The sequence below is a fragment of the Accumulibacter sp. genome, assembly GCF_023806635.1.
Lineage (GTDB): Bacteria > Pseudomonadota > Gammaproteobacteria > Burkholderiales > Rhodocyclaceae > Accumulibacter.
In genome coordinates this window covers 1-13,853 of the sequence record NZ_JAMTDQ010000073.1, presented here as the reverse complement: position 1 = coordinate 13,853, position 13,853 = coordinate 1, and the positions used below count along the sequence as shown (strand labels likewise).

Here is a 13,853-nt window from a genome sequence, read left to right as displayed (position 1 = left end):
TAGAACACCATCTCGACGTCCTCACGGCTGCGGATGTTCTCGATCGCTTCCTCGACGCTGAGGCTGTGGGGCAGTGAGAAGAAGTCGGTCGTCATGATGCCGCCCGCGCTGTTCGGGTCGTACTGCAGCAGACTTTCGACCTCATCCTTGCTGTCGCGTCCGAGCAGGGCCATCAGTTGCTCGCGCTGGTCTTCCGGCAACTCCCCGATGAGGTCGGCGAGGTCGTCCGGCGGCAGATGCTCGAGGACTCCGGCGATCTTCTCGATCGACGACTCGGTCAGCAACTGGGTGCGCCGGTCGGCGGGCAACTGATTGAATACGTCGGCTGCCATCGCAGTGTCGGCAATGGCATGAAAGATGTCGACCACATGCGCCGGCGGCAAGTCATCGAGGATCGCCGCCATATCGGCCGGATGGATGCGCGAGATCATCTTCTGCAAGGGTGCCTTCGCCTCGCGCAGGTAGAGCCGGTCGATCGTTTCCACCAGACGCTTCTTGCGGGCGTCGTAGGCGGCGGAGCCGACGGGCTTGGTTTCAACATTGATCTGCATGGCGAAGTTCTCCCTGAAGCTGGCTGGCGCGGCGATCGGGCCGCAAGTCTACCTGCTCTCGCGATGGTGGTCCATCATCCCGGTAGCGCTACTGCACCGAGCGTCACGCGACGCACGCCGCGTGCTGCTCGGGGTCGCGCGGCGCGGCCTTCGACGAACCCATCGAAAACCGGTTTGTGCGCCGCTTGCCTTGGTGCCGGCTTATGGTGCATTCTTTTGCCGGTTTGAATACTTCGTCATGGTTCGCCAGGGATTGCTGGAGCGATCGAGCAAATTCGGCGGTGACCCGGCGGGTGGACGGCAGAGCGGCGCCGGTCGGCGCAGCAGATTCTTTCGGATCCATGCACATGAATGCTTCCATCGTCTCCAGATTCCTTAATTCAGGCCTGCCGCTGCTCGCCACGTTGCGCGAGTATCGCCTAGCCTGGCTGAGCAAGGATTCGATCGCCGGTCTTTCCGCCTGCATCGTCTCGATCCCCTCGGTGATCGCCTACGCCGAACTCGTGCACCTGCCGCCGATCGCCGGCCTCTATGCGGCGCTGGCGGCGGCGATCGGCTATGCGCTGTTTTCCAGTTCGCGGCACGTCATCGCCGGACCGGATGCGGCAATCGGTCTGCTCGCCGGCTCGGCGATCCTGCCGCTCGCCGGTGGCGATCCGGCACGCATCGTCGTTCTGGCGGCGATCCTCGGTGTCCTGTCGGGATGCGTCCTGCTGCTCGCCGCCCGGCTGAAGCTCGGGGTCATCGCCGACCTGCTGTCGAGACCGGTTCTCATCGGCTATCTGAACGGGGCGTCGCTGGTCCTCATCGCCACCCAGTTGGGCAAGATGTTCGGCATCAAGACCGAAGGCGAGGAGTTCTTCGAGATCGTCTTCACGGTCATCGAGAAGCTGCCGCAGACGCAGGTTCCCACCTTCATTCTCGGCGTGCTGCTGGTTCTCCTGCTGGTCGGGCTGGCGCGCTGGGCGCCACGGATTCCCGGCGCGCTGGCGGTGTGTGCGGTGGCGATCGTCGCCACCTTTCTTTTCGATCTCGGCAGCTACGGCATCGCTCTGGTCGGCGCCGTGCCTTCGGGCGTGCCGAGCCTGACGATTCCCGGCGTGCGCTGGGCAGACCTCGCGGCGCTGGCGCCGGCGGCGGTGGCGATTGCCTTTCTCGCCTTTTCGGACGGTATCCTGCTGGCGCAGACCTTTGCCGAAAAGAACGGCTACGAGGTGCGGCCGAATCGCGAGCTCGTCGCCCTCGGTTCGGCGAACATCCTCGCCGGTCTCTGGCAGGGCTTTCCGGTTTCCGCCAGCCAGTCGCGGACCTCGATCGTCGATTCGGCCGGCGGTCGGACACAGGTGGCGCAGCTGATCCTGGCGATTGGGCTGCTGCTGTTCCTCTTTTTCCTCACCGGGCTGATCGCCCTGCTGCCGAAGGTCGCGCTGGGAGCGATCCTGATCGTCACCGCGATCGGCATGCTGGAACTGGCCTCGCTGCGCGGCCTGTACCGGGTCGATCGGGTCGAGTGCGGCATCGCGATGGGCGTGACGCTGGCGATCCTGATCGCCGGCGTCGTACCGGGGATCATCCTTGGACTGTTGCTGTCGCTGATTTCGGTTCTCGTCGAGATCTCGCGACCCGACGACGCAGTGCTGCGCCGGCGTCTCATCGACGGCAAGTTCCATGATTGCCGGGACGACGAGGAGGGTGTGGAAAGCGTGCCCGGGCTGCTGGTCTACCGACTCTACGCGCCGCTGATGTTCGCCAACGCCCGGCATGTCATGAACCGCATCCGGACCCTGGTCGATGCGGCCGACGCGCCGGTGCGCTGGCTGGTCATCGACGCACAGGCGATCCACGACATGGACGTGACCGCTGCCCAGCGCTTCGCCGAGCTGCACCGCGAACTCGCCGACGAGGGGGTTGACGTCAAGATCGCCGATGCCCCGCGGCCCTTCCTCGAGGAACTGGCCAAGGTCGGTCTTTCAGAAGAGATCGGCAAGATGGATTTCTTCGTTTCGGTCGGGAAAGCGGCCGAGGCGTTCACGCGGCAGCATGGCGATGCCGCCGTGCGGGCGGCGCGGCGCTGAGATCCTTGCCGAAAAGCGTCAGCCGTGGACGCTTGTATCGCGCGCTGCCGGCAGGCGAGGCGACGTCCTAGCGGCTGCGGCCCGGCAGCACCTCGCGCAGCAGCCCGGCGGCACTGCGGATCATCTGTTCGGTGGTTGGCCAGTCGACGCAGGCATCGGTGACCGAGCATCCATACCTGAGCTGCGAGAGGTCTTCCGGAATTGCCTGATTGCCGGCGACGAGGTTCGACTCGATCATCATGCCGACCAGTGACCGGTTGCCGAGACGGACCTGGTTGACCACGTCGGCCATCACCAGCGGCTGCCACTCGTGCTTCTTGTAGCTGTTGGCGTGTGAGCAGTCGATGACGATGTTGGCCGGCAATCCCGCCTTGGACAGGGCCTGTTCGGCGATCTGCACGCTGACCGTGTCATAGTTCGGTCGCCCGTCGCCGCCGCGCAGGACCAGGTGACCATAGCGGTTGCCGCGCGTGCGCACGATCGCCGTGCGGCCCTGGCCGTTGATGCCCAGGAAACTGTGCGGCCGCGACGCCGAGACGATGGCGTTGACGGCGATGCCGACGTCGCCACTGGTACCGTTCTTGAACCCGACCGGGGTCGACAGACCCGAGGATATCTCGCGGTGGGTCTGCGACTCGGTGGTGCGGGCGCCGATTGCCGTCCAGCTGATGAGGTCGCCGAGATACTGCGGAGCGATCGGGTCGAGGGCCTCGGTGCCGGCGGGCAGACCCAGTTCAGCCAGTTCGAGGAGGAAGCGGCGCGCCTTGCTCATCCCCTGGTCGACGTGGAACGAGTCGTCCATGTCCGGATCGTTGATGTAGCCCTTCCAGCCGGTCGTCGTCCGTGGCTTCTCGAAGTACACGCGCATCACCAGGTAGAGCGTTTCACGGACTTCCTCGGCCAGCGCCCGCAGCCGCCTGGCGTAGTCGAGGCCAGCCACCGGATCGTGGATCGAGCACGGGCCGACGACAACGAAGAGGCGGTGGTCTCTGCCATCCAGAATCTGCCGCAGGACGTCGCGGCTGTTCCTGACGACTTCGGCGGCGTGCGTCGGCAGCGGCTGCAGGGCGAGAATATCGTCAGGCGAGGGCATCGGGTCGAAGGCGGTGACGTTGATGTTGTCGATGTCGAGAGTGGTCATGGCTGGCGCTCGGCGGTGAGTTGATGAATGATTTCCCTGACCGCGGCGACACGTTCGGCAAGGGTCGGGCACTCGCGCCTGAGGACCAGTCGGTCCTGTCCGGCGAGGCGATAGTTGCGGTCCTTCTGGATGAGCTGGATTATCCGCAGCGGATCGAGTGGCGGATTCGCGGCAAACTGCACGACGATCTGTTCGGGGCCGGCATCAAGCCTGGTGATGCCGACTGGCTTGCACAGCAGGCGCAGCCGATGGCTGTCGAGCAGCGCGCGCGCCTGCGGCGGCAGCTCACCGAAGCGATCCACCAGTTCCTCGTGCAGCTGACTCAGTTCGTCGTCAAGCGTGCAATCCGCCAGGCGCTTGTAGAGGGTCAGGCGTTGGTGCACGTCGGGCGCATAGTCGTCGGGGAGGAGGGCCGGCGCGTGCAGCCTGATCTCGGTGGTGACCGCCAACGGTTGTGACGGGTCCGCATCCTGGCCTTGTTGCAATGCCGCAACGGCACGTCCGAGCATCTCGCTGTACATGTGGAAGCCGACTTCCAGCATCTCGCCCGACTGGCTGGCGCCGAGCACCTCGCCGGCGCCACGGATTTCGAGGTCATGCATCGCCAGGTAGAAGCCGGCACCGAGTTCGTCCATCATCTGGATCGCCTCGAGGCGTTGCCTCGCCTGCTTGTTGAGCGCCGCGTCGTCGTGCGTCAGCAGGTAGGCATAGGCCTGGTGGTGTGAACGTCCGACGCGACCGCGCAGCTGGTGCAGTTGCGCCAGCCCGAACTTCTCGGCACGGTTGATGAGGATCGTGTTGGCGTGCGGATTGTCGATGCCGGTTTCGATGATCGTCGTGCACAGCAACAGATTGGCCCGCTGCTGGGTGAACTCGCGCATCACGCGCTCGAGGTCGCGCTCCTTCATCTGCCCGTGACCGACGACGATGCGGGCCTCGGGCAACAGCTTGCCCAGGCGCTCACGCATGTTTTCGATCGTCTCGACCTCGTTGTGCAGGAAGTACACCTGGCCGCCGCGCTTGAATTCGCGCAGCAGGGCTTCGCGGATGATGCCGTCGGAGAAGCGGCTGACGAAAGTCCGGATCGCCAGACGTTTCTGTGGGGCAGTGGCGATCACCGAGAAGTCGCGCAGTCCCTCGAGCGACATCGCGAGCGTGCGCGGGATCGGTGTCGCGGTCAGCGTCAGGACATCGACCTCGGCGCGCAGTGCCTTCAGCGCTTCCTTCTGCCGGACGCCGAAGCGATGCTCCTCGTCGATCACCACCAGGCCGAGACGCTTGAAATGCACGTCCTTCTGCAACAGGCGATGGGTGCCGATGACGATGTCCAGACGGCCGTCGGCCAGCTCCTGCAGCGCCTGCGCGGCCTCACGCGCCGTCCTGAAGCGGGACAGCTCGGCAATCCGCACCGGCCAATCGGCAAAGCGGTCGCCGAAAGTCTGAAAGTGCTGTTCGCAGAGCAGTGTCGTTGGGCAGAGGACGGCCACCTGCCGGCCGCCGGCGACGGCGCAGAAGGCCGCGCGCAGCGCCACCTCGGTCTTGCCGAAGCCGACGTCGCCACAGACCAGACGATCCATCGGCCGTCCGGACCGCATGTCGGCGATCACGGCGGCGATCGCGCCCGCCTGGTCGGGGGTTTCCTCGAAGCCGAAGCCGTCGGCAAAAGCGTCGTAGTCGTGTGGCTTGAAGTCGCAGGCGTGTCCCTGCCGCGCCGCACGCAGGGCGTAGAGGGCCAGCAGCTCGGCGGCCGTGTCGCGTGCCTGCAATGCGGCGCGGCGTTTCGCCTTTTCCCATTGCTGTGAGCCGAGGGTATGCAGCGGCGCGCCGTCGGGGTCGGTTCCCGAATAGCGGGCGATGACGTGCAGTTGCGACACCGGCAAATAGAGCCGCGCATCGTTGGCATAGTGCAGTTCGAGGAACTCGGTGTCACCTTCACCGAGATCGAGATGGACCAGCCCCTGGTAACGGCCAATGCCGTGCTGTTCATGCACCACTGGCGAGCCGACCTTCAGCTCGGTCAGGTCGCGCAGCCAGTTGTCGATCGACGTCCGTCGCGCCGCGACATGGCGCGCGCGGCGCGACGGGCTGCCGGCGTAGAGCTCGGCCTCGGTGATGATCGCCAGCCCGTCGAGCAGGAAGCCATCGTGCAGCGGTCCGACCCCCAGCGAAAGGGCTGCCTCGCCGGCGCGCAGCTCGTCGAAGCTGCCGCAGGCGCGCGGCTGCAGGCCGTAGTCCGCGAGCAGCGCGGCGAGCGTTTCGCGTCGCCCGGCGGACTCGGCGAGCAGCAGCGAGCGGCCGGGGAACCCGTCGAGGAAGGTCTTCAGGCGGCGCAGGGGATCGTCGGCGCGGCGGTCGATCGCCAATTCGGGCAGGCGGCGTGCCGGGCCGTCGCCGCCTGCCCGCAGGCTGAGGCGGGCATAGGCGCGGGCGGCGACGAAGAACGGTTCTTCAGCCAGGAAGAGTTCGTCCGGTGGCAGCAGCGGACGGCTGCGTTCACCCGCGAGCAGCGTGTAGCGCGACTGCGCCTCGCGCCAGAAGGCGCGCACGGCCTCGGCAACATCATTGTGCAGGCAGAGCAGCGTGCTGGGCGGCAGGTAGTCGAAAAGCGTTGCGGTCGCATCGAAGAACAGCGGCAGCCAGTACTCGATCCCGGCGCTGGCGACGCCGTTCGAGACATCGCGGTAGATCGACGAGCGCGCGGGATCGCCTTCGAAAGCTTCGCGAAAGCGCTGCCGGAAACGGCTGCGTGCGGCGCCGTCGAGCGGGAACTCGCGTGCCGGCAGCAGACGGACCTCGGCGACGGGATACAGCGTGCGCTGGCTGTCGACATCGAAGGTCTTGATGTGCTCGATCTCGTCGTCGAAAAGATCCAGGCGGAACGGCAGTTGCGCGCCCATCGGGAAGAGGTCGATGAGGCCGCCGCGGATCGAGTACTCGCCCGGTGCCACCACCTGTGTCACGTGCGCGTAGCCGGCAAGCGTCATCTGGGCGCGGAACCGCTCACCATCCAGACGCTCGCCCTGCTTGAGGAAGAAAGTATAGGCCGCGAGGTAGGCCGGTGGTGCAAGACGGCAGACAGCGGTGCCCGCTGGCAGCAGCAGGACGTCGCATTCGCCACGCGTCACCGCGTAGAGCGTCGCCAGGCGCTCGGAAACGAGGTCGAGATGCGGCGAGAAGCCGTCGTAGGGCAGTGTTTCCCAGTCGGGCAGCAGGCGGACCCGTAGCCCGCCGTCGAACCACGGAATTTCCTGCAGCAGTCGCTGCGCGTCGCTCGCGCTGCTGGTGATGACGGCCAGCAGCCCACCCCGGGCTCGGCTGCGGGCGGCGTTGGCAGCCTGCGCCAGAAGCAGCGCGTCGGCCGAGCCGGCGAATGACGGCCACTGCAAGCGCTCGCCCGTGGCTGGCAAGGGCAGTGGGGGAAGCGGTGATGACAAGGACGGCGGCTCTGGATTCAGGTGGCGATTGGCGCTTGCCCGCCTGGCGAAGCGTGCAGGCCCGGGGCAACGGAAGCCGCGCATTATAGACGATGCCTCGGTCCGGCCAGCGTCGCCGCCGGCCCGCGGCGTTGCGGGTCGTTCTTCCTTCAGTCGGGGGCGAGTCGATTGCAGAGCGCCGAGAAGAACTGCGAGGCACCACTGCGGATCGAGTAGTCGGCCGCTTCGCTGAGCGACGTCGGGTGCGGGTTGACCTCGATCACCGTCGCGCCGGAGTACTTGGCCCAGACCGGCAGGTGGGCGGCTGGCTGGACGGTGAACGAGGTGCCGACGCAGAAGAAGACGTCGGCACTGAGGCTGCACGCCTGGGCTGCGGCAAAGACTTCCTCGTCGAGCATTTCGCCGAACATCACCAGATCGGGCCGTACCGGAGCGCCGCAGTCGGGGCACGCAAACGGCTCGCTGGCGGCCTGGTCCCAAGTGCTGGCATAGCCGCAATGCCGGTGGCAGCGGACGCGGTGGATGGTGCCGTGAACCTCGAGCACGTCCTGGTTGCCGGCGAGCGCGTGATAGCCGTCGATGTTCTGTGTGATGACGGTGAACCGGCTCGCCGCGCAGAGCTCTTCCAGGCGGGCGATCGCCCGGTGCCCCGGGTTCGGACGTCGGTCATCGACCAGCGCCTTGAGTTCCAGCAGCCAGCTCCAGACGCGCCGGGGATTGCGCAGGAAACCCTGGATGCTGGCCACCTCGTCCGGGTCGACGTTGTTCCACAGGCCGGTGGCACCGTCACGGAAGGTCGGGATGCCGCTGTCGGCGGACAGTCCCGCACCCGAAAAGACGACCACCCGGCGCGCCGCCTGGACCATCGAAGCGAGCGAATCGAGACTGGCTGCTTGCATCTTCTCCTCCCTTGCCTGAACTCGCGGTGGCTGGCTGGCGGCGCCGACGTGCCGCCGGACACCCAGTTTCGTTGCATAAATACTACACAATTCCGGGCCGATGCTTGAAGAAAATCAAGTTTGTATGCTTAAATTTCCTGACTGCGCAAAAATCGCATCGCGTTTCACGCATTCGGACGTAACAGAGATTAATCGAGGAGGAACATCTTGAAATCGAAAACCATCATTACCCTGCTGGCCTCAATCGGCCTCTTCGCGGCGGCTGGCGCTGTGCAGGCGCAAACCGCCGGTGATCGCGTTTACGTGATCGATCAACGCGGTGAAGTCGTTCTCAGCGGTACCGGCCTGTGCTGGCGTACGGGCTTCTGGACGCCGGCCGCTGCCGCCAAGGACCCAGCCGGTTGCAAGTGCGACAAGGACCTGCTGCCGAAGGAAGTCTGCGAGCCGCCGGCACCGAGGGCTGGCGCCGCCGCGCCGACGGCGAAGCCGACGGGTGACAAGATCACGGTTGCCGCCGACGCGCTGTTCGACTTCGACAAGGCGGTGCTGCGTCCGGAAGGCAAGAAGAAGCTTGACGAAGTGGCTGCCAAGGCGAAGCAGATCAAGCTGGAAGTGATCCTGGCCGTCGGTCACACCGACCGTTTCGGTTCGCTGGCGCACAACATGAAGCTCTCCGAGCGTCGCGCCGCTGCGGTCAAGACCTACCTGGTGAGCAAGGGTGTCGACGCCAACCGCATCTACACCGAAGGCAAGGGTCCGAAGAATCCGGTCACCAAGCCTGATCAGTGCCCGGGCAAGAAGGCGACCAAGCAGGTCATCGAGTGCCTGCAGCCTGACCGTCGTGTCGACATCGAACTCATCGGCACCAAGTAAGGCCGGCGCGCTGCGCAGAAAACCCCGCGAAAGCGGGGTTTTTTTTAGCCTTGGCGCGGTCGTTCGCCGATGACGACGAGTCTGCCGCTGGTCGATCTGGTGATCGAGGCGCGCTGGGTCGTGCCCGTCGAGCCGGCCGGGGCCGTTCTCGACCAGCACGCCGTCGTCGTCGACGGCGGGCGCATCGTCGCCATCGTGCCACGCGCCGAAGTCGACGCTCGTTACCGGGCGCGCAAACGCAAGTGCCTGCCGCAGCACGTGTTGCTGCCCGGGCTGGTCAACCTGCACACACACGCCGCGATGAGCCTGCTGCGCGGTCTCGCGGACGACCTGCCGCTGATGCGGTGGCTGCAGGATCATGTCTGGCCGGCCGAGGCGCGGCACGTCTCGGCGCAGTTCGTCCACGATGGCACCCGACTGGCGTGTGCCGAGATGCTGCGCGGTGGCATCACCTGTTTCAACGACATGTACTTCTTTCCCGCGGCGGCGGCGGAGGCTGCCCTGGCGTCGGGAATCCGCGCTGCGATCGGCCTGATCACCGTCGACTTTCCGAGCAACTACGCGGCCGATGCGGATGACTATCTGGCGAAAGGACTGGCGGTGCGCGACCGTTTTCTCGGACAGCCGCTGCTGTCGTTCTGCCTCGCTCCGCACGCTCCCTATACCGTCGCCGATCGCAGCTTCGCGCAGGTGCTGACGCTCGCCGAACAGATCGAAGTGCCGCTGCACCTGCACCTGCACGAGACGCAGCAGGAGATCGAGGACAGTCTGCAGCGCTTCGCCGTGCGACCGATCGAGCGCCTGCGCCGCCTCGGGTTGCTTGGCCCGACGCTGATCGCCGTACACGCCGTGCACCTCGAGGCGCAGGAGATCGAGTTGCTGGCAGCGCATGGCTGTTCGGTGGCACACTGCCCGAGTTCCAACCTCAAGCTGGCCAGCGGCATCGCACCGATCGCGCGGCTTGCCGCGCGCGGAGTCAACCTCGGGCTCGGCACCGACGGCGCGGCGAGCAACAATCGCCTCGACCTGTTTCAGGAAATGCGTCTGGCGGCGTTGCTGGCCAAGGAACGTGATGGCCGTGCCGATGCCGTCGCGGCGCACCAGGTCCTGCGCATGGCGACCCTCGGCGGCGCCTGTGCACTCGGTCTCGACGGCGAGATCGGCTCGATCGTCGTCGGCAAGTCGGCCGACCTCTGCGCCGTCAGTTTCGACGACGTCGCGCTCGCTCCCTGCTACGACCCGGTTTCGCATCTCGCCTACGCGGTCGGACGCGAGCATGTCAGCGACGTCTGGGTCGCCGGACGGGTGCGGGTCGAGAACGGGCGGCTGAGCGAAGGCGACGAAAGCGGATTGATCGGAATGGCCCTGTTGTGGCAGAATAAAATCCGTCCGTGATGAGTTCGGTCAAGAAACGAGGCATAACAGGCTTTGCGGGTTTCTGCCGCAGGCTTCAACCAATGAAGGAAACCGAGATGAACAGAACCGCAAGAAACTCCATGCTGGCCGCGCTCCTTGCCGCGACTTTCGGCTTTGGCGCGTCGTCCGCGCAGGCACAGACCTCGATTCCGCTGAATCGGGTATACGTCATCGATCAGCGCGGTGAAGTCGTGATGAGCGGCACCGGCCTCTGCTGGCGTACCGGTTTCTGGACGCCGGCTGCTGCGGCCAACGACCCAGCCGGTTGCAAGTGCGACAAGGACCTGCTGCCGAAGGAAGTCTGCGAGCCGCCGGCACCGAGGGCTGGCGCCGCCGCGCCGACGGCGAAGCCGACGGGTGACAAGATCACGGTTGCCGCCGACGCGCTGTTCGACTTCGACAAGGCGGTGCTGCGTCCGGAAGGCAAGAAGAAGCTTGACGAAGTGGCTGCCAAGGCGAAGCAGATCAAGCTGGAAGTGATCCTGGCCGTCGGTCACACCGACCGTTTCGGTTCGCTGGCGCACAACATGAAGCTCTCCGAGCGTCGCGCCGCTGCGGTCAAGACCTACCTGGTGAGCAAGGGTGTCGACGCCAACCGCATCTACACCGAAGGCAAGGGTCCGAAGAATCCGGTCACCAAGCCTGATCAGTGCCCGGGCAAGAAGGCGACCAAGCAGGTCATCGAGTGCCTGCAGCCCGACCGTCGTGTCGACATCGAGCTCATCGGCACCAAGTGAGCGATGTGTGCCACGGAAAGCCCTGCCCCGGCAGGGCTTTTTCATTGTGCACGACGAAGTGACCGAACTGGCTGGCAGCGGCGGGCTTTCCCCGCTGCCGGTGCGGAGAAGGTGAGACGATGACGATCAACGCGGACCCGGGGGAACTCGAGAAATTCAGCCAGCTGGCGCACCGCTGGTGGGATCCGGGGAGCGATTTCAAGCCCTTGCACGAGATCAATCCCCTGCGCCTCGACTGGATCGACAGTCGCTGCGCGTTGGCGGGCAGGAAGGTGGTGGATGTCGGCTGCGGTGGCGGCCTGTTGTCCGAGGGCATGTGCGAACGCGGCGCGGTGGTGACCGGAATCGACCTTTCTCGCAAGGCACTCGCCGTTGCCCGTCTGCATTTGCTGGAGAGCGGCCGCAGCGTGGATTATCGCGAGGTGGCGGCGGAAGAACTGGCGGCCAGTGAAGCCGGGTGTTACGACATCGTCACCTGCATGGAGATGCTCGAGCACGTTCCCGATCCGGCGAGCACCGTCGCTGCCTGTGCCGCGCTGGCCAGACCGGGTGGCAGCGTCTTCTTCTCGACCATCAACCGCAACCTGAAGGCCTACCTGCTGGCGGTGATCGGCGCCGAGTACCTGTTGCGGTTGCTGCCGCGTGGCACGCACGACTATGCCCGCTTCATCCGGCCGTCCGAACTCCTGCGCTGGGGGCGGCAGGTTGGGCTCGAGTCGCGCGAGTTGCGCGGCATGAGCTACAACCCCTTGAGCGGACGCTACACGCTGGGCAGCGACTCCGACGTCAACTATCTGGTGCATCTGGTGAAGGATGTTTGACGCCGTCCTCTTCGACCTCGACGGGACCTTCGCCGATACCGCCCCCGATCTGGCGGCGGCGCTCAACCGGCTGCGTGCCGATCTCGATCTGGCGCCGGTGCCGACTGCCCGCCTGCGCCCGCACACCTCGCACGGCGTGCGCGGCATGCTCGCCGCCGGACTCGACATGCGGCCGACCGATCCGCTCTACGACGAGTTCCGTGAGCGCTTCCTGCGTTACTACAGCGCCGACATCTGTGTGCACACCACCATCTTCGCCGGCATCGACGAAGTCCTCGACGCTTGCGAGGGGCGGGGTGCGGCGTGGGGCATCGTCACCAACAAGGCGCAGCGTTTCACCTTGCCATTGCTGCACCAGCTCGGTTATGCCCGGCGCGCCGCCTGCGTCGTCAGTGGCGACTCGGCCCGCCGCGCCAAGCCGGCGCCCCAGCCGATGCAACTCGCCTGCCGCTTGCTCGCCGCCGATGCGGCATGCTGCCTCTACGTCGGTGACGACGTGCGCGACATCCAGGCCGGCCGGGCGGCCGGCATGGCGACGGTCGCCGTGCGTTATGGTTACCTCGGTGAGGGTGAACCGATCGAGGCCTGGGGCGCCGACCACCTTGTGGCGCGGGCCGAGGACATCGCCGTCGTCGCCGGCTTCGGCTGATCGCCGCGAGCCGGGGTCCGATGCGCTAGACTGTCGCCATGCCGGAAACCGCCCTCATCCTCTTTGCGCATGGTGCTCGCGACCCCGAGTGGGCGCGGCCGATGCAGCGCGTGTGTGCGCTGCTGCGCCAGCAGGCGCCCGGCCTCCGTGTCGAACTGGCCTTCCTCGAGTTCATGCTGCCGAACCTGCGCGACTGCGCCGAGCGGCTGGTTGCCGACGGCGTCGCGCGCGTCCTCGTCCTGCCGATGTTCATCGCCCGCGGCGGTCACCTGAAGCGTGATGTGCCGCTGCTGCTCGCCGAGTTGCGACGGCAGCACCCGGGAACCACCTTCGAACTGGCCGATGCAGTCGGCGAGGCGGAGACGGTGGCGCGGGCGATGGCCAGTCATGCCCTGTCGCTGCTCGACGCCTGAGCCGCTCGCCGCCGGCGCGCGGCGTGGCGCTGACGGATGCCGCGGAAGTGCGTGCTAGCGGTGTCCGAGTTCGTCGTGTCGCCAATCGGTTATTTGGAGACCCCGTTTCGGGACCGCTTCGGCATTCCGCGTCAGCCGCGACTGGCTCCGCATGCCGTCGGACGGCTGCGCCTGCTGCGACCGTATGATCGCGCCGAAGCGGTGCGCGGTCTGGAAGGCTTCTCGCACGTCTGGCTGAGCTTCATCTTCCATCGTGGTGCCGGCGACTGGCGCCCGACCGTTCGCCCGCCTCGTCTCGGCGGCAACCGGCGGGTGGGCGTCTTTGCCAGCCGCAGTCCCTTTCGCCCCAACCCGATCGGCTTGTCGCTCGTCGAACTGACCGCCGTCGACACGCGCGCCGGCGTGGTCCTCGAGCTGGCCGGGGTCGATCTGCTCGACGGCACGCCGGTCATCGACATCAAGCCCTACCTGCCTTTCGTCGACAGTGTGCCGCAGGCACGCTCTGGCTTCGTTCCCGGGCCGCCGCCACGACTGGCCGTCGAATTCCGCCCGTCCGCCCTGGCGCGGTTGCGGCAGCAGTCGTCGCGCTGGCCGCATCTGCAGGAGCTGCTGAGCGAGGTGCTGGCACAGGACCCACGGCCGGCGTATGCCGAGGACGCTGAACGGATCTATGGCTTTCGCGTCTTCGACCTCGAGATCAGGTGGCGTTGCACCGACTTGCGGGCGATCGTCGAGGAAATCGTTCCACTGACTGCGGCCGGCCCGGGCGACGCCGGGCTCTGCCGGGGGTGTTAGTGGCTGCGGAAAAGTGCCGATATCTGGCTGCGAGCGGTTGAGGATGTGG

General features: G+C 66.3%; 12 protein-coding genes and 1 pseudogene. 8 read left to right on the top strand and 5 right to left on the bottom strand.

The genetic code is table 11. From position 1 onward, the window contains the following. A pseudogene (locus tag NFW30_RS13265) lies at window positions 1-551 on the bottom strand (magnesium transporter); the annotation flags it as partial. Window positions 552-654: 103 nt separating this feature from the next. Continuing rightward, entirely contained in the window at window positions 655-912 is a 258-nt protein-coding gene (locus NFW30_RS13260; protein WP_295355781.1) for a hypothetical protein, read from the bottom strand. On the opposite strand from NFW30_RS13260, the gene NFW30_RS13255 reads away from it, so the two are divergent. Next, window positions 899-2,626, top strand: a complete 1,728-nt coding sequence (locus tag NFW30_RS13255) for a SulP family inorganic anion transporter (RefSeq protein ID WP_295355782.1) — start codon at window positions 899-901, stop codon at window positions 2,624-2,626. The genes NFW30_RS13260 and NFW30_RS13255 overlap by 14 nt on opposite strands. Before the next feature lie 67 nt (window positions 2,627-2,693). On the opposite strand, the gene NFW30_RS13250 is transcribed toward NFW30_RS13255, so the two are convergent. The 3 genes from NFW30_RS13250 to NFW30_RS13240 form a co-directional block, all read right to left on the bottom strand. Beyond that, window positions 2,694-3,767 (bottom strand): 3-deoxy-7-phosphoheptulonate synthase, encoded by a 1,074-nt coding sequence (locus tag NFW30_RS13250; protein ID WP_295355783.1) that lies wholly within the window; start codon window positions 3,765-3,767, stop codon window positions 2,694-2,696. Next, window positions 3,764-7,153: a transcription-repair coupling factor gene (gene mfd / locus NFW30_RS13245; protein WP_295372260.1), complete on the bottom strand. Its 3,390-nt coding sequence runs from the start codon at window positions 7,151-7,153 to the stop codon at window positions 3,764-3,766. Before mfd ends, NFW30_RS13250 begins: the two co-directional genes overlap by 4 nt. 197 nt (window positions 7,154-7,350) lie before the next feature. After that, the gene (locus NFW30_RS13240) at window positions 7,351-8,100 is read right to left on the bottom strand and encodes an NAD-dependent deacylase (protein ID WP_295355784.1); all 750 of its coding nucleotides are present in this window, start codon (window positions 8,098-8,100) and stop codon (window positions 7,351-7,353) included. A gap of 207 nt (window positions 8,101-8,307) precedes the next feature. Between NFW30_RS13240 and NFW30_RS13235 the strand changes: the two genes are divergently transcribed. The 7 genes from NFW30_RS13235 to tsaA all read left to right on the top strand — a co-directional run bounded on the left by NFW30_RS13235 (window position 8,308) and on the right by tsaA (window position 13,804). Beyond that, window positions 8,308-8,973 (top strand): OmpA family protein, encoded by a 666-nt coding sequence (locus NFW30_RS13235; protein WP_295355785.1) that lies wholly within the window; start codon window positions 8,308-8,310, stop codon window positions 8,971-8,973. Between the two features lie 69 nt (window positions 8,974-9,042). Continuing rightward, window positions 9,043-10,368: a TRZ/ATZ family hydrolase gene (locus NFW30_RS13230; protein ID WP_295355786.1), complete on the top strand. Its 1,326-nt coding sequence runs from the start codon at window positions 9,043-9,045 to the stop codon at window positions 10,366-10,368. A 77-nt stretch (window positions 10,369-10,445) separates the two neighbouring features. Then, the gene (locus tag NFW30_RS13225; protein ID WP_295355787.1) at window positions 10,446-11,126 is read left to right on the top strand and encodes an OmpA family protein; all 681 of its coding nucleotides are present in this window, start codon (window positions 10,446-10,448) and stop codon (window positions 11,124-11,126) included. A 119-nt stretch (window positions 11,127-11,245) separates the two neighbouring features. Further along, entirely contained in the window at window positions 11,246-11,947 is a 702-nt protein-coding gene (gene ubiG, locus NFW30_RS13220; RefSeq protein WP_295355788.1) for a bifunctional 2-polyprenyl-6-hydroxyphenol methylase/3-demethylubiquinol 3-O-methyltransferase UbiG, read from the top strand. Then, the gene (locus tag NFW30_RS13215; protein ID WP_295355789.1) at window positions 11,940-12,596 is read left to right on the top strand and encodes an HAD-IA family hydrolase; all 657 of its coding nucleotides are present in this window, start codon (window positions 11,940-11,942) and stop codon (window positions 12,594-12,596) included. Before ubiG ends, NFW30_RS13215 begins: the two co-directional genes overlap by 8 nt. Window positions 12,597-12,634: 38 nt before the next feature. Beyond that, a complete protein-coding gene (locus NFW30_RS13210; RefSeq protein ID WP_295355790.1) occupies window positions 12,635-13,009 on the top strand; it encodes a CbiX/SirB N-terminal domain-containing protein in 375 nt (124 codons plus the stop codon). Between the two features lie 36 nt (window positions 13,010-13,045). Beyond that, window positions 13,046-13,804: a tRNA (N6-threonylcarbamoyladenosine(37)-N6)-methyltransferase TrmO gene (gene tsaA / locus NFW30_RS13205; RefSeq protein WP_295355791.1), complete on the top strand. Its 759-nt coding sequence runs from the start codon at window positions 13,046-13,048 to the stop codon at window positions 13,802-13,804. Window positions 13,805-13,853: the final 49 nt, after the last annotated feature.